Origin of the sequence: Marinobacter iranensis, from assembly GCF_029207565.1 — a bacterium.
Classification (GTDB): Bacteria; Pseudomonadota; Gammaproteobacteria; order Pseudomonadales; family Oleiphilaceae; genus Marinobacter; species Marinobacter iranensis.
In genome coordinates this window covers 126,772-141,833 of sequence record NZ_JANCMW010000011.1, presented here as the reverse complement: position 1 = coordinate 141,833, position 15,062 = coordinate 126,772, and the positions used below count along the sequence as shown (strand labels likewise).

Here is a 15,062-nt window from a genome sequence, read left to right as displayed (position 1 = left end):
CGGCAAGCAGGCAATGCTGCCGCTATGCTATACCGTTTTTACCCTTGGCCGGATATTCCGAATGTTTGAAGCGTTTGTCAGTACCTACATCAGCAGCACGATTCGTTTCCTGTTCCTGCTGGCGCCGTTCTTTGTGGTGACCATGTTCCTGGCCCTGACCAGGGGGCTGCCGGCGGCGGAAAAGAGCTCGATTATCCGGCGTTCAACCGTGTCGGCACTGATCCTGGGGCTGGTTCTATTCTTCGTCGGCCCGTTGCTGTTCAGTGCCATCGGCATCACCCTGAACTCGTTCCGGATCGGTGCCGGCAGCCTGCTGTTCCTGACCGCCATCAGCCTGGTTACCAGCGGTACCCGCAACCACGCCACCGGGCTGCCGGATGAAGACCGCGATGATATTGCGGTGGTGCCCCTGGCCATCCCGGTAATGATCGGCCCCGCCACCATTGGTGCCATCCTGGTCTACGGTGCTGAACTGAACCGCCTGCCGGAAGTGGCAGGTGGTCTGCTGGGGCTGATATCGGGACTGGCCATCCTGGCGGTGTTGTTGCACCTGTCCGGTTACCTTGAAAAGGTCCTGGGCAAAACCGGACTGAATATACTCTCCAAGATCAGCGGCCTGATCCTGTCCGCCATGGCAGCGGAAATCGTGCTGACGGGTATCGCCGGTTTTATCGCTTCGACAACGGCCACCTGATGGTCTCAGCCAGCGTTCGTGAGAGAGGCAGATAATGTCGTTTGATACCGTAGAACACAACCGCAGCCGCCAGCAGTTCGATGGAATCTCCTCCGTGTGGCTGTTTGGCTATGGCTCCCTTATCTATAAGGTGGATTTCCCCTTCCTCGAACAGCGCCCCGCCACGATTGAGGGCTGGGCCCGTCGTTTCTGGCAGGGCTCCCATGATCACCGTGGCACCCCGGAAGCCCCGGGTCGCGTCGTCACGCTGATCAGGCAGCCGGGCGCACTGTGTAAGGGTATGGCCTATCGTGTGTCACCGGAGGTGTTCGGGCACCTGGATGTGCGGGAGAAAAACGGCTACCTGCGCTTCAGCACCGCCATGGTGTTTGATGATGGTGACAGCGCGGAAGGCCTTGTTTATATTGCCACCGAGGATAATGCAGCCTTTCTGGGGCCAGCCTCTTCTCTTGATATTGCCCGCCAGATCGCATGCTCTTCAGGCCCCAGCGGCCCTAACAGTGAATATCTGCTGAAACTGGCGGAGGCACTCAGGGCGTTGGGTGATCATGATCCCCACGTGTTTGAGCTGGAATCCCACCTGCTTTGAGACTGGCGTAGGGATCAAGCGGAGAGGGCAACTGTAAAGACCGCCCGCACCCATGTAAAAGAAGTGCAAAGCACTTCCCGATCACCTGACATTCCCCGGCAATTCCGTACCCTGAAGTCAGGGAGCACCCGCGAACCTGTTCGTGAGTGCTGATATCCGGGATCTGAAAGGATCGGGAGAAGAACGATGAAACGATTTCTTATTGGCAGTTGCCTCGCCGGCCTGATGATGGCCACAGCCCCGGCCATGGCGGACTCGTACGAGCGTGAGGACCGCAAGGCGGGGTTCTACCAGAAAGTAGACCATGGCGGGGGAGCCCCTCACCACAAGAAGTTTCTGTCGTCGCAGCATCGTGACAGGTATGCCGACCATGGCTACCGGGACCGCAAACATGGCTGGAAGCACAAAAAGTACAGCAAGCGGCAGCACGGCTGGAAGCACAAGAAATACCTCCAGCGTAAACATGGCTATCACGGCCACAAACACCACTGGAACAAGAGCCGGCACCATTACAGGCGTGACCACGGCACTCGTTTCCAGTTTCATTACAACAGTGGCTCTTACCCCCTGGAACACCAGGTATTGCAGGGCGCTCAGTTGTTGATTGATGTTACCCGCTGAGTATCCGGATTAAAGCCTCTTGCCGGCGCCCCTGAACGGCGCCGGTGTTGCAGGCCGATCAATATCAGGGGCACCACGATCATGGTGCTGCCGGCCAGGAACCACAGGTCCGGCACTTCGTTGAACCAGATCCAGCCAATGCTGACTGCCCAGATAAGTCCGGTGTACTCGGCACTGGTGACCTGGTTGGCATCCACTTGTTGGTACGCCAGCAGTACGGTGATGTTGTAGCCCAGGATGAAGAGGGCAGAGCCCAGGGCGCTGATCAGTATGGAGCTGTCCCAGGCGGCGCCTTCCCACCATGCGAGGGCCCCGGCTGCGGGGATGATCAGTGCGTAATTCAGCAATAGCTTGTGTACCGTGGTTTGCTCTTTGGGCAGCTTGCGCACCATGACGGCGTTGATGGCCAGTGTAAAGGCGGAGGCTAGCGCAGCGATGGCGGCCCAGTTGAATTCCACCGGGCGCAGAATGACGATGATGCCGCCGAATCCGCTGAACACGGCGAAGACGCTCAGCGGGGTGAGCTTTTCCCGGAACAGGAAGACGGACAGCACCATGACCAGTATAGGGGCGGCATAGAACACGGCGTTGGCGGTGGCCAGCGGGAGGTTGCCAAGGGCAACGACCATGCACAGGAGGCCGGCCAGGTGCACGTGGGCGCGCACGGCGTGGACTTTGATGCCGGAGAACAGGTGTTTGCGGTTGAGCTGTCCTGCCAGAGGCAGTAACAGCAGCAGGGTAATGACGCAGCGCACGAAGGCAAACTGGAAGACGGAGGTGCCGGGTTCCATCAGTTTGATGAAGACGTCACTGATCAATGCCATGGCGTTGCCGATCACCAGCAGAAGGATTGCACTGTTTACGGTTTTGCCTGACATGAGTCCGGTTCCTCTTGGTTGTCCTCCGGCATTGGAGTCGTCGCCCTGCGCATCACCCTTTCCAAAACACGCTCCTTCGGCACATCCATGTGACGCTTGGACTCCGCCATCCATGGCTCCGTACAGTTTTGGAAAGGGTGATGCGCAGGGCTCCCTGAACTTGTGGTGGTGAGTCTACTGGTGTATTACTATCCGATAAAATGATCTTTAGTCACTTATCATTAGAAATTTAGATAATGAAGCTTCCACCCCTGAAATCCCTCCCTGTATTTGAGGCCGTTGCCCGGTTGAACAGCTTTTCGTTGGCGGCGGAGGAACTGGCCGTAAGCCAGAGCGCGATCAGTCACCAGATCAAGCAGTTGGAGACCTATCTCGGTGAGAAGCTGTTTTGGCGCAGTGGCCGCACTCTGACGCTGACCGATGAGGGGCGGCAGTATCTGGATGGGGTGGGGTCGGCCCTATTGCAGATTGAGCGGGTGAGTGAGCAGCTACTGGGCCACGAGGAGTCGCGATTGCGGCTATCGGTGTTCAGCTCGTTTGCGGTGCGTTGGCTGGTGCCTCGTTTGCCGGATTTGCAGCGGGAGCATCCGCAGTTGGAGCTGTCGCTGGAGATGAGCAGTGAGAATCCGGTGTTGTCGGACCGGGTGGCGGATTGTTTTATTACCATCAAGCCTTCGTCGGCGGCGTTCAGTTATGAGTTGCTGTATACCGAGCGGCTGTTTCCGGTGTGCAGTCAAGATTACTGGCAGCGCATCCGTCGTGAGTTGGGGCGGGACACGGAGGTTGAGGGGCTGGATGAGCCGGAGTTGTCGCCCGGGGAAGTGTCGCGGTTTCCGTTGCTTTCAACCCACAGCATTTTCGACAAGGCCGCCGGTGACTGGGAAGTATGGTATCGGGCGGTGGACCAGAAAATTCCGGGCACGGCGCGTATACAGCACTTCAGTCACATGCTGTTGGCATTGGAAGCGGCCCGTTTTCATCAGGGTATCGCGTTGACCAATGACTACATGTTGAGTACGCGGAAGGATTCAGGTGATTTCGTCCGCGTGCCCTGTCACCCGGTGATGACCGGTGACAAGTTCTATTTCGCCTGGAAAACCAGCCGCCGCCGTGAAAAGGGAATTCAACTGCTACGGCGCTGGTTGGTGAGTCAGGCCATTGAAGGCGGGCTTCGGGGTGAGAGGGACTGACCGAGCTAGCCGCCTTCGAGGGTTTCCCAGACTTCAATGGCGGCGGCCAGGTCTTCCAGCGAGGCACCGACTGATTTGAACAGGGTGATGGCCTTGTCGTTCGTGCGTCCCTGCTTGTCGCCTCGCAGTAACTCTGCCAGCTCGGCCCTCAGGCCGGCCTCGCTGAACACGCCCTCGTCGATGGCCTGCAGGATGTCACCAGCCTCGCCCAGGGCACCGGCGTAGGTGTCCACAAATACCTCGCTGCGGGCAAGGCACTGGCCGTCGGTTTCCCGCATGGATGGCCGGAATGCACCCACCAGATCCAGATGGCTGCCAGGTTGTAGCCATTCGCCCCGGATCAGCGGTTCGGTCGACAGGGTTGCGCAGCTGATGATGTCTGCCTCCGGTACCGCGGTTTCCAGATCGGTCACTGCCTCGCAGTAGAACCGGTTGCGGAATTTGTCGGCCAGGGCTTCTGCCTTGTCCGGATTTCGGCCCCACACCCGCACGGTGCGGATTGGTCGAACGGCCGCGTGAGCCTCAATCAGCATCGGTGCCAGCTTGCCGGTACCGACCACCAGCAACGATTCAGCATCGTTCCGTGCAAGCTCCCGGGCCGCGAGCGCTGAGGCTGCTGCGGTTCGACGGCTGGTCAGGGCGCTGCCGTCGATACAGGCGAGCGGATAACCATGCTGGTCCTCACACAGGATGTACAGACCCGAGATAGCGGGCAGGCCGGCGCTGGCATTCTGCGGAAATACGTTGACCATCTTCATGCCGATGTAACCAGCCTCTTCCCAGGCCGGCATCAGAAGCATGGTGGCCTCGCCATCCGGGCGATGCATGGTGTGATGATGTCTTGGTGGCGCTTCCACGCCCTCGCGGAAGGTGGTCGCGAGACGCTCGATCAGTGCCGGCCATGCCAGTGCGCCGGCCACCTCCTGTGCAGAAATGAAACGCATATACATTAACCCTGCTTTCGACTGACCAGTCGCTGGAGTTCACCGATGATGCCGCGACGGAATACCATGACGCAGACCACGAAAATAGTACCGAGTATCACCTGTACCCAGGAACCAAAAGCGGACAGCTCGTGGCTGAGTGCGCCCACGAGGATGGCGCCAACCACCGGGCCGAATACCGTGCCCAGTCCGCCGACCAGGGTCATCAGAATGACTTCGCCGGAGGTTTGCCAGTGAGCGCTGGTGAGCGCGGCAAACTGAAATATGATTGCCTTGGTGGCACCGGCCAGACCGGCCAGGGTGGCGGATATCACGAAGGCGAGCAGTTTGAAGTGATCCACATCGTAGCCCAGGGAGAGGGCGCGGGATTCGTTTTCCCGGATCGCCTGCAGTACTTCACCGAACGGCGAATTGATAGTGCGGTAAATAATGCCGAAGCCGATAACGAAGATGGCAAACACAAAATAGTACATGGTAAGGGAGTTGTTCAGGTCAATCAGGCCGAACAGGTGCCCCCGGGGAATGCCTTGCAGGCCGTTCTCGCCGCCGGTGAAGGGCATCTGCAGGGCCAGGAAGTAAATGATCTGGGCCAGTGCCAGGGTCACCATGGCGAAGTATATGCCCTGGCGGCGTATGGCCAGGAAGCCGAAGGCCGCGCCGAGCACCATGGCAAACCCCGCGCCGGCGAGTATGCCAAGCAGCGGGGTAAAGCCCCATTCCTTGGTGACGTAACCGGTAATGTAGGCGGCGCCGCCGAAGAACGCGGCATGGCCGAACGAGAGCAGGCCGGCATAGCCCAGCAACAGGTTGAAGGCACAGGCGAACAGTGCAAAACACAGCAGGTCCATGACGAACACCGGATAGGCGAACAGGGGCGCGGTCAGGCCTGCCACCAGCATGAGGACAAAGAGGATGCGGTTGGTCATGGCGCTTACTTCTCCTTACCAAACAGGCCGGCGGGGCGGAACAGCAGCACCAGCACCATAAGGAAGAAAATCACGGTACTGGCGGCGGGTGGGTAGAAAACCTTGGTAAGGCCTTCCACCAGTCCCAGGGCGAGGCCGGAGAGAATGGCTCCCATGATCGAGCCCATGCCGCCGATGACCACCACGGCAAACACCACGATGATCAGGTCGGCCCCCATCAGTGGGCTGACAGAATAGATCGGCGCCGCCAGCACGCCAGCCAGGCCGGCCAGGCCAGCGCCAAAGGCAAAGGTCAGGGTGACCATCAGGGGGACATTCAGGCCGAAAGCCTGGGTCAGGTCGGGGTTTTCCACGCCGGCCCGCAGCCTGGAACCGAGTTTGGTGTGTTCGATGACCCACCAGGTGGCGAAACAGACCACCAGCGAAAACACGATGGCAAACAGGCGGTATGTGGGGAAGTACATGAACCCGAGATTTACCACACCGCTGAGTGCTTCCGGCTGGCCCGGGTAAGGCGTGCCGGACACATTGAAATAGTTGGCGAACAGGCCCTGAAGGATGAGCGTGATGCCGAAGGTGAGCAGCAGCCCGTAAATATGATCGAGCTCATACAGTCGCTTGAGCATCAGGCGCTCAATCAGTACCCCAAGAATGCCGACGATAACGGGCGCCACCAGCAGCGACGCCCAGAATCCTATCTGAAGGCTGATTCCGAACCATTGCTCCAGCAGAGAGTAGCCGATGAGGGCGATGAACGCCCCCAGCATGTACATGGCGCCATGGGCAAAGTTGATGATATTCAGCAAGCCGAATATCACTGCCAGCCCCAGGCTCAACATGGCGTAAAACACACCCACGTTCAGCCCAAGCAGCGCCTGGGCCAGTATGACCTGCATTGACACGTCGGTTTTCTCCCCGGAAGCAGTGGTTGATCCTGCCGTTAGTTAACCAGCGGACACTTGGATTCGGACAGCGGAATAAACGCCTGCTCCGCTGGAATCTTCGATACCACCCTCAGCAGGTCCCATTCGCTTTCGGACTCGGAGGGCTTCTTCACTTCCACCAGGTACATGTCGTGCAGCATGGTGCCATTGGGCAGGATGGAGCCATTCTTCACAAACATATCGTTCAGGGTCATCTCGCCCAGCTTGGCGCGAACGGTATCGCTGTCGTCGGTACCGGTCTCCTCGACCGCTTTCAGGTAGTTGGTGACGGCGGAGTAAACCCCGGCGTGCACCATGGTGGGCATGGCGCCGTGGCGTTCAAAGAAGCGCTCTGACCAGGCCCGGGCTTCGTCGTTCTGGTTCCATACGAAAGCGGTGGTGAACTGCAGCCCCTGGGCAATGTCCAGGCCCATGCTATGAACGTCGGTGATGAACACCAGCATGCCCGCCAGTTTTTGCCCGCTTTGCACGATCTGGAACTGGTTGGCCTGCTTGATGGCGTTCACCGTGTCTTGCCCGGCGTTGGCCAGGCAGATAACGTCGGCACCGGAGGACTGAGCCTGTAGCAAATAGGACGAGAAATCGTTGGTGGACAGCGGCGCGTTAACGTTGCCAACCACTTCACCACCGAGGCTCTCCACTACCGCGCCGGTATTGTCCCGCAGGGAGTGGCCAAAGGCATAGTCGGCGGTGATAAAGAACCAGCTCTCGCCGCCGTTCTTGACCATGGCCGTGGCCGTGCCCACAGGCAACGCGTGGGTGTCGTAGACATAGTGAATGCCATAAGGCGTGCACTGGTCCTCGGTAAGGGCAGTGGTGCCGGCGCCGGTGTTCATGGTGATGATCTTCTTGTCATTGGCCAGTCCCTGCACCGACAGGGCCACCGAGGAGTTGTCCAGGGCAGTGATCATGTCGACTTCCTCGGCATCGATCCATTCCCGGGCGGTGCTGGCGCCGATATCCGGCTTGTTCTGGTGATCGGCGGAGATGACTTCCACCGGTTGATCGAGGACGGAACCACCAAAGTCTTCGATGGCCATTTTGGCAGCAACCACAGCGCCGGGGCCTTCGAGAGCCTTGTAAACCCCGGACATGTCACTGAGTACACCAATTTTGAGTTTACCGTCTGTCAGTTCGGCGGTTGCGGTGAGCGGCATCACCAATGTGGCTATTACGACGGTGCTTGCCAGACCTTGTTTCCAGTGCTTGAACATAGTGGTATTCCTTTTCTTGTTAGATTCAGGGTCGGTGCGCCTGTGGTGCCCCAGGCCCTCGGGCTCAGACACTCAGGTGCCTGTTCAACTGCTCTTTTTTGGCCTCAAGATCAGCGGCTTCAATCTGTTCCACCACCTGACCGTGCTCAATGACATAGTGACGGTCCGCCAGAGGTGCGGCAAAGCGAAAGTTCTGTTCCACAAGGATGATGGTGAACCCCTTCTCTCGGAGTTTACGAATCACCTGCCCCAGGGATTTCAGGATCACCGGCGCCAGTCCTTCGGTAATCTCGTCCAGCAACAGCAGGGTGGCACCCGTGCGCAGGATACGAGCAATGGCCAGCATCTGCTGTTCACCGCCGGAGAGTTTCGAGCCCTGGCTTTTCCGCCGTTCCTTGAGGTTAGGGAACATGGTGTAGATGTCGTCTACCGACAGGCCGCCCTCGGCGACCACCGGTGGAAGTTCCAGATTTTCGTCGACATTGAGGGAGGCAAAAATGCCACGCTCCTCCGGGCAGTAGCCGAGTTTGCCGACATGGGCAATCCGGTGCGTGGGCATGTTGATGATTTCCGTGCCGTGGATCTTGATCGAGCCGGTGCGCCGGCCCACCAGGCCAAGAATGGCTTTCAACGTGGTCGTGCGCCCGGACCCGTTGCGGCCCAGCAGCGTGATCACTTCGCCCTCTCGCAGGATCAGGTTCATACCGTGGAGAATGTGAGACTCGCCGTACCAGGCGTGCAGGTTTTCAATTCGGAGCAATTCCGGGCGTTGATCAGGCGACATCGGTGGTTCCCATGTAGGCTTCCATCACGGCAGGGTTGGTGGATACGGTCTCGTAATCGCCTTCCGCCAGTACTTCCCCCCGGTTGAGCACGGTGATGGTATCGGCCAGGCTGGAAACCACATTCAGGTTGTGTTCCACCATCACGATGGTCCGGCCTTCGACCACCCGTCTGATCAGATCGGTGACTGTGCCCACATCCTCGGAACTCATGCCCTGGGTGGGCTCGTCCAGCAGCATCAGCCGGGGCTTCAGGGCGATGGTGGTGGCAATTTCCAGGGCCCGCTTCTGGCCGTAGGGTAATTCACCTGCCTTGGTGTCGGCAAAGGAGCCGAGTTCCACCAGTTCCAGGGTCGTCTGGGCTTCCTCATTCAGCTGATCCAGAACCCGTTTGGAGCGCCAGAACTGGTAGGACACCCCTAATGTGCGCTGCAGGGCAATGCGCACATTTTCACGGGCGGACAGGTGGGGAAACACCGCCGAGATCTGGAACGAGCGGATCATGCCTTGCTGGGCAATGCCGGCGGGCCGGGAGTGGGTGATGTCTTTGCCGTCGTAGATAATCTGGCCTGCACTGGCTTTGATAAACCGGGTCAGCAGGTTGAAAAAAGTGGTTTTGCCGGCACCGTTGGGGCCAATCAGGGCATGGATGCTGCCTGTCTCCACTTTCACGTTGACGTTGTTGATGGCGGTAAAGCCCTTGAAATCTTTCTGTAGATTCCGGGTTTCAAGGATGATCGGGGAAGGTGTTGCCTGCTCGTCCGCAGCCTGGTTGTTCACGGAAATACACCCCTTTCGGTTCAAGTCGGCGACTGGTGTGCCGGAAGTTCGTTATTCTTTGTTATTCAAACTTTTTTCTGAAAAGGTTGCAGATACTGCCAATTGAACTGACATTCAGTAATAGTCGGAGGGTGTGGAGTCTGTCAAGAAAAGTGGGGAGGCAGGGCGCCTCCCGGAAAGCGGAAACAGAATTTACAGATACTGGTAACGCAGCAGCCGGTGCTTGATGCGTTCAAGGATGACCTGATCAATCACCGCGGCCAGGATGGCGATCACCAGGATGTTGGTCATCACCCCGGTCATGTCGGCGATTTCACCGGAATAGGCCAGGGATTTGCCAAGGCCGGCACTGAAACCGACGATCATCTCGGCGGAAATCAGCGCGCGCCAGGCGTTGCCGAAGGCCAGCTGGGCACCAGTGATCAGTTCTGGAGTGACGGCCGGGAAATATACCCGCTTGAGCATCTGGAATTTTGAGGCGCCCATCACTCTGGCTGCCGAAATATGCACTTTCTCCACACTTTCAGTGGCATTCATTACGCTCAATGCGGTGGGGAAAAAAGCACCAATGGCCACCACCACAATGATTGGAAGGTTGCCGAAGCCCATCAGGATCAGGAATAGCGGCACCCAGGCAATGGAAGGGATCGATTGTAGAATGATGATGGCGGCTTTGAGTGGGCTGCGAACCGCATTCAGGGTGCCGCCCACCAGCCCGATCAGGATGCCAAGTACAATCGCGGAGCCATAGCCCGCACCCAGGCGGGTCATGCTGTTGCCCAACCCTTCCCAAAAGGTTGGGCTATTGAACTCTTCCCACAGGCGGACAAAGGCGGCGGGCACGTCCGGCATCAGAAAGTCCGGCAGGAACCAGGCCGCCACCTGCCAGAAGAACAGGATGACGGCGATGGCGACCACATAGGCCCGTTTGCTGGCGACGCCGGTGGTTTGATTAGTGCTCATGCTTAAAGCTCACGGGCCTTCTGCCAGGACAGATCAAGCAGCGCGTCAACGTTGAAGTCGCCTTCCGCTGGCAGAATGCCCTGGGCCTTCATGATGCCGGCCAGTTCCTTCATGCGACTGATGTCGTTCTCGCTCAGCTTGGCGCTGAAGTCGTTGGTCTGGATGGCCTGGGTAATGACCTTCTCGGCGGGAATCTTGCCCTGATTGCGCGACTCGACAAACTCATCCTTAATGAAGTAGTCGGTGATCAGCGGGGCCGCCTTGGCGGGTTCGCTTTCCAGCATCTCGATGGCCTCACGCTGGGCATCCAGAGCGGCCCAGAGAACGTCTTTACGATTCTTCAGGGTCTCGGCCGAGGTGATCACCACCATGCAGGGGAACGGCCAGACTTCGCCGATCTCATAGATCTGTTTAACGGGGGCCACCAGCTGGGCGATGCGGTCGTAGGGTTCGAACAGGAAAGCAGCGTCAACACGACCACCGACCAGCGACTGAACGGCCACTGCCGGTGCCACGCCCATGATGTTCAGGTCGTCGGGCTGAAGGCCGGCATTGTCCAGCATCACGCCCTTGAGCACGATATCGGCAGTGCTACCCTGCTTCTGGGAAGCCAGGTTTTTGCCCTTCAGGTCCGCTACCGACTCGATGCCGGAATCTTCACGCACCAGCAGGGAGTGATAACCGCGCTGGGCGCCGCCGACGATTTTCAGGTCCGCTCCGCGAGACACCCAGGTGAAGGCGTTGGAGAACCCAAGCACACCAATATCAAGCTGGCCGCCAACGATACCCTTTATAAGGTCGGTACCGGAGCTGAATTCGATCAGTTTTGCGTCCAGACCGTACTTTTCATACAGCCCCGCCTCATAGGCCAGCATAGCCTGGGCGTCGTCCATAACCCGGACGTAACCGACCCGGAATTCTTCTGCCGCAGTCACAGGACTGGCAATCATCAGTGCCAGAACAGCCGTAAGTAACCAGCGAATCATACAGTTTCTCCTTGCTCAACAGGGGTTGAGGTTGTGTCGGTGTCGATACCGAGCAGGTTCAGAACGTCGCGACGAATATCGGCGAACGCTGACAAGTCGTGGGTTTTGGGAATATGGCCCAGGGTAAGTTCCTTGAGCACAACGGCGGGGCGGTTGCTGAACACCAGCACCCTGTCTGCCAGGTAAAGGGCTTCGTCCACATCGTGGGTGACCAGAACCACCGTTGGGCGCTCTTCCTCGATCAGGTCTTTCAGAACGCTTTGCAGTGTCATTCGTGTGAGTGCATCGAGAGCACCAAACGGCTCGTCCAGCAAAAGAACCTGAGGCCGGGCAATAAAGGCCCGCGCCAGGGCACAACGCTGGCGCATGCCACCCGACACCTGGTGCGGGTAATATTCCTCGAACCCGGTAAGCTTTACCCGGTCCAGCCATTTACGGGCTTCTGCACGGGCGGCCTGCTTGGGTTGGTTCTGGAACTCCAGGGCCAGGGCCACGTTCTCGATCAGCGTCATCCAGGGGTAGAGGGCATGCTCCTGGAACACCAGGGTTCGCTCCGGTGATGGCTTCGAGACGCTTTTACCACCGGCTGTCAATGTGCCGGAAGAGGCACTCTGCAAACCCGCGACCATATGCAGCAGCGTGGATTTACCACAACCGGAGGGGCCAACGAGTGCCACTATTTCTCCAGTTTCGATGGTGGTGTCGAATTGCTTGATAACGCTCAGGTCGCCAAAAGATTTGGTTACCTGACTGAACTGAAGTTTCATATAGCCTGCCGGAATATCAATATATTCTAAAATGAAATATATACTGAATATTTTATAACTAAAAGTTCATCAGAAAAAGCGCTTTCTGAATCTACTTTCATAGGATGTGTTAATCATAGTGAAAGGCTGAGGTAATAAGGACGTGCAGTTGGGGGGAGGCAGATTGTAGCGAGCCTTCAGCCGCACCCGGTCTGGGGTGCGGCTGAAGGAGATCACTCTTCTTCTTTGGGTGGGCGTTCCACGACTTTACGCTTACCCTTGGCGCATCGTGACAGCGCCTTCAGGCCATCCGCGTCAAACGCATCCACACGGATCACATCGTAGAGCGCTTCCAGTGCTTCCAACAGCTTGTCACACTCCTCTTTCTGCACCACGCCCTGCTCACAGGCCCAGTCCACCAGTTCCTTGCGCTCGTGGCCCATCAGCAGATCAATGCCGCCCAACTCATCTTCATCGCGATTACGCAGGGCTTCATGCAGGCGTTCGCGCATTTCGCGGGTTTCATTGGCCAGCCGGTAAGCATTCAGCACGCGGCCCAGGGGGTCGTCCGGATCCGTGTTGATATAGCTACCACGGCTGATGCGCTGGCGTAAGGGCGTGTCCTTGACGATACTGGCCGCAACTTCGGTGCCGAGGGTGTCGTCCGGTCCATTCAGGCCGGTGGCGCCCAGCGGGAACACCAGTACCCGCAACGGCCAGCGCAGCAGGGGTACCGGGAAGTTGATGATCAGCTTGCGCATGGATGTCTTGAGGTCCCGCAGGCTGGTTTGCAGGCACCAGTCCACCAGCGGGCGCTGGTCTTCCGGGTAGCCTTCTTCGTGCCATTGCTTGATTACCGCTGTGGCGTAATACAGGTGCACCAAGCAGTCCGCCATGCGGCCGGACAGACGCTGGCGGGCCTTCAAGCCGCCACCGATGGTGAGCAGGGTGACGTCGGTCATCAGCGCAAAGGCCGCCGAGAAGCGGGCAAGCTGGCGATAGCTGGACTGGATGTTGCCCTGGCGTGGAACCGGTTCCAGCCAGCCGCCAGTGAGTGCCAGCAGGAATGAGCGCAACGCATTGCGGGTGGTGTGGGCGATATGGCGGTAGAAGATACCGTCGAATTTGTCGACAGCGGCCTTCTTGTCTTCCATGCCCGCTGCTTCGATTTCCTCGACGATGAACGGGTGACAACGGATGGCTCCCTGGCCGAACACCATCAGGCTTCGGGTGAGGATATTGGCGCCCTCCACCGTGATGCCGATCGGCACCGCCTGGTAAGCACGGGCCAGGAAGTTGCGCGGCCCGGTAATCACACCGCGACCGGCCACCACGTCCATGGCGTGGTTGATCACCGTGCGCATCAGGTCGGTATTGCGATACTTGAGCACCGCGGAGGGCACGGACGGGCGTACACCGCGGTCCAGCATGCCCGATGTCAGCAACCGCGCGGCGTCCATCATATAGGTGTAGCCGGCGATGGGCTCGAGGGCTTCCTGCACCCCTTCAAACTGACTGATGGAGCGGCCGAACTGTTCCCTCGTCAAGGCATAGGAGCCGGTCGCCAGGCTGGCGACCTTGCCGGCGCCGGTGCCCAATGCGGGCAGGGAGATGGAACGGCCGATGGACAGGCACTCCAGCAGCATTTTCCAGCCTTTGCCCAGCATTTCCTGGCCACCGATGACCTGGTCCATGGGAATAAAGACATCATTGCCCCAGGTCGGACCGTTCATGAACACGGTGTTCATGGGCAGATGGCGGGCGCCGGAATGCACGCCCTCAAGGTCATGGGGCACCATCACGCAGGTTACGCCGATCTCATCGGAGTCGCCCAGCAGCTTGTCAGGGTCGTATACCTTGATGGCCAGGCCGATCAGCGTGGCGACCGGTGCCAGTGTGATGTAGCGCTTGTTCCAGGTTACCTTCAGGCCCAACACTTCCTTGCCGTCCCACTGGCCCTTGCAGACGATGCCCTTGTCCGGAATGGCACCGGCATCGGAACCGGCGACTGGAGAGGTCAGGGCAAAGCACGGGATTTCCTCGCCGCCCGCCAACCGGGGCAGGTAGTATTCCTGCTGGGCGTCGGTGCCGTACTCCATCAGCAGTTCGCCCGGGCCGAGGGAGTTGGGCACCATAACGGTAACGGCAGCGGACACGCTGCGGGTGGAAATCTTCATTACGATTTCGGAATGGGCGGTGTGGGAGAAGCCCTTGCCACCCTGCTCCTTGGGAATCAGCAGCCCGAAGAAACCATTCTCGCGAATGAATTTCCAGACCTTGTTGGGTAGGTCATAGTCTTCGTGGGTGATTTTCCAGTCATCCAGCATGCCGCAGAGCTTTTCCACCGGCCCGTCCAGGAACGCCTGCTCCTCGCTTGACAGGTGAGCAGGCTTGGCATCCAGCAGCTTCGACCACTTGGGCTGGCCGGAGAACAGCTCTCCGTCCCAGTCAACGGTACCCGAGCGCAATGCCTCGGCTTCGGTATCCGAGAGTTTGGGGAGCCGGCCCCGCACCCATCCGAGCAGAGGAGCACTGAACTTTTCGCGGCGCAGGTCGCCCGGTAGCACCAACACCAGGCCAAGGGCAAGAAGGCCGCCGCCGAACAGGATGCTGAGTATGTGCCAGCCATCCTGAAACAGGCCAATAACCGTGGCGATAACCAGCACGGCTGCGGCTGTAGTGCCGCCAATGCCAAGGTAAACCAGTACCAGAGCACTGAGGAGGAGAAGCAGAACACTCATGGGCGGATCTCCGTATCGGAATGAAATTCAACCTGAATAGTTCTTACCTTCGGCCAAAGCCAGA

15 protein-coding genes are annotated in these 15,062 nt (G+C 58.7%); 4 read left to right on the top strand and 11 right to left on the bottom strand.

From position 1 onward, the window contains the following. Positions 1-61 precede the first annotated feature (61 nt). From NLU14_RS16405 to NLU14_RS16395, 3 genes are all read left to right on the top strand, one after another. Complete coding sequence (locus tag NLU14_RS16405; protein WP_275708487.1) at positions 62-694, top strand: MarC family protein; 633 nt, start codon at positions 62-64, stop codon at positions 692-694. A 34-nt stretch (positions 695-728) separates the two neighbouring features. Beyond that, positions 729-1,283: a gamma-glutamylcyclotransferase gene (locus NLU14_RS16400; protein ID WP_275708485.1), complete on the top strand. Its 555-nt coding sequence runs from the start codon at positions 729-731 to the stop codon at positions 1,281-1,283. A 186-nt stretch (positions 1,284-1,469) separates the two neighbouring features. Next, positions 1,470-1,904, top strand: a complete 435-nt coding sequence (locus tag NLU14_RS16395) for a hypothetical protein (RefSeq protein ID WP_275708483.1) — start codon at positions 1,470-1,472, stop codon at positions 1,902-1,904. On the opposite strand, the gene NLU14_RS16390 is transcribed toward NLU14_RS16395, so the two are convergent. Continuing rightward, the gene (locus tag NLU14_RS16390; protein WP_275708481.1) at positions 1,877-2,782 is read right to left on the bottom strand and encodes a DMT family transporter; all 906 of its coding nucleotides are present in this window, start codon (positions 2,780-2,782) and stop codon (positions 1,877-1,879) included. The genes NLU14_RS16395 and NLU14_RS16390 overlap by 28 nt on opposite strands. 236 nt (positions 2,783-3,018) lie before the next feature. Here NLU14_RS16390 and NLU14_RS16385 point away from each other — a divergent pair, with 236 nt between their 5' ends. Beyond that, entirely contained in the window at positions 3,019-3,972 is a 954-nt protein-coding gene (locus NLU14_RS16385) for a LysR family transcriptional regulator (RefSeq protein WP_275708479.1), read from the top strand. A 5-nt stretch (positions 3,973-3,977) separates the two neighbouring features. Here the strand turns inward: NLU14_RS16385 and lhpI are convergent, their stop codons facing one another. The 10 genes from lhpI to NLU14_RS16335 all read right to left on the bottom strand — a co-directional run bounded on the left by lhpI (position 3,978) and on the right by NLU14_RS16335 (position 14,998). Then, positions 3,978-4,916 (bottom strand): bifunctional Delta(1)-pyrroline-2-carboxylate/Delta(1)-piperideine-2-carboxylate reductase, encoded by a 939-nt coding sequence (lhpI, locus tag NLU14_RS16380; RefSeq protein WP_275708476.1) that lies wholly within the window; start codon positions 4,914-4,916, stop codon positions 3,978-3,980. Between the two features lie 5 nt (positions 4,917-4,921). After that, a complete protein-coding gene (locus NLU14_RS16375) occupies positions 4,922-5,842 on the bottom strand; it encodes a branched-chain amino acid ABC transporter permease (RefSeq protein ID WP_275708475.1) in 921 nt (306 codons plus the stop codon). A gap of 5 nt (positions 5,843-5,847) precedes the next feature. Continuing rightward, positions 5,848-6,738, bottom strand: coding sequence for a branched-chain amino acid ABC transporter permease (locus NLU14_RS16370; protein ID WP_275708572.1), 891 nt, complete (start codon positions 6,736-6,738; stop codon positions 5,848-5,850). 44 nt (positions 6,739-6,782) lie between these two features. Continuing rightward, complete coding sequence (locus NLU14_RS16365) at positions 6,783-8,000, bottom strand: ABC transporter substrate-binding protein (RefSeq protein WP_275708473.1); 1,218 nt, start codon at positions 7,998-8,000, stop codon at positions 6,783-6,785. 64 nt (positions 8,001-8,064) lie between these two features. Then, positions 8,065-8,784, bottom strand: a complete 720-nt coding sequence (locus tag NLU14_RS16360) for an ABC transporter ATP-binding protein (protein WP_275708471.1) — start codon at positions 8,782-8,784, stop codon at positions 8,065-8,067. Further along, positions 8,774-9,562, bottom strand: coding sequence for an ABC transporter ATP-binding protein (locus tag NLU14_RS16355; RefSeq protein WP_275708469.1), 789 nt, complete (start codon positions 9,560-9,562; stop codon positions 8,774-8,776). Before NLU14_RS16355 ends, NLU14_RS16360 begins: the two co-directional genes overlap by 11 nt. Positions 9,563-9,754: 192 nt before the next feature. Beyond that, complete coding sequence (locus NLU14_RS16350; protein WP_275708467.1) at positions 9,755-10,525, bottom strand: ABC transporter permease; 771 nt, start codon at positions 10,523-10,525, stop codon at positions 9,755-9,757. 2 nt (positions 10,526-10,527) lie between these two features. Further along, positions 10,528-11,511, bottom strand: a complete 984-nt coding sequence (locus NLU14_RS16345) for an ABC transporter substrate-binding protein (protein ID WP_275708465.1) — start codon at positions 11,509-11,511, stop codon at positions 10,528-10,530. Further along, entirely contained in the window at positions 11,508-12,278 is a 771-nt protein-coding gene (locus tag NLU14_RS16340) for an ABC transporter ATP-binding protein (protein WP_275708463.1), read from the bottom strand. Before NLU14_RS16340 ends, NLU14_RS16345 begins: the two co-directional genes overlap by 4 nt. Positions 12,279-12,490: 212 nt before the next feature. Continuing rightward, entirely contained in the window at positions 12,491-14,998 is a 2,508-nt protein-coding gene (locus NLU14_RS16335; protein ID WP_275708461.1) for an acyl-CoA dehydrogenase, read from the bottom strand. Between the last annotated feature and the right edge of the window lie 64 nt (positions 14,999-15,062).

Bases quoted from the DNA above. Each gene is read 5' to 3' on its own strand.
- NLU14_RS16345 (WP_275708465.1), bottom strand. From the start codon at position 11,511: ATGATTCGCTGGTTACTTACGGCTGTTCTGGCACTGATGATTGCCAGT.
- NLU14_RS16365 (WP_275708473.1), bottom strand. From the start codon at position 8,000: ATGTTCAAGCACTGGAAACAAGGTCTGGCAAGCACCGTCGTAATAGCC.
- NLU14_RS16375 (WP_275708475.1), bottom strand. From the start codon at position 5,842: ATGACCAACCGCATCCTCTTTGTCCTCATGCTGGTGGCAGGCCTGACC.
- NLU14_RS16395 (WP_275708483.1), top strand. From the start codon at position 1,470: ATGAAACGATTTCTTATTGGCAGTTGCCTCGCCGGCCTGATGATGGCC.
- NLU14_RS16370 (WP_275708572.1), bottom strand. From the start codon at position 6,738: ATGCAGGTCATACTGGCCCAGGCGCTGCTTGGGCTGAACGTGGGTGTG.
- NLU14_RS16400 (WP_275708485.1), top strand. From the start codon at position 729: ATGTCGTTTGATACCGTAGAACACAACCGCAGCCGCCAGCAGTTCGAT.
- NLU14_RS16405 (WP_275708487.1), top strand. From the start codon at position 62: ATGTTTGAAGCGTTTGTCAGTACCTACATCAGCAGCACGATTCGTTTC.
- NLU14_RS16390 (WP_275708481.1), bottom strand. From the start codon at position 2,782: ATGTCAGGCAAAACCGTAAACAGTGCAATCCTTCTGCTGGTGATCGGC.
- NLU14_RS16360 (WP_275708471.1), bottom strand. From the start codon at position 8,784: ATGTCGCCTGATCAACGCCCGGAATTGCTCCGAATTGAAAACCTGCAC.
- lhpI (WP_275708476.1), bottom strand. From the start codon at position 4,916: ATGCGTTTCATTTCTGCACAGGAGGTGGCCGGCGCACTGGCATGGCCG.
- NLU14_RS16340 (WP_275708463.1), bottom strand. From the start codon at position 12,278: ATGAAACTTCAGTTCAGTCAGGTAACCAAATCTTTTGGCGACCTGAGC.
- NLU14_RS16385 (WP_275708479.1), top strand. From the start codon at position 3,019: ATGAAGCTTCCACCCCTGAAATCCCTCCCTGTATTTGAGGCCGTTGCC.
- NLU14_RS16335 (WP_275708461.1), bottom strand. From the start codon at position 14,998: ATGAGTGTTCTGCTTCTCCTCCTCAGTGCTCTGGTACTGGTTTACCTT.
- NLU14_RS16350 (WP_275708467.1), bottom strand. From the start codon at position 10,525: ATGAGCACTAATCAAACCACCGGCGTCGCCAGCAAACGGGCCTATGTG.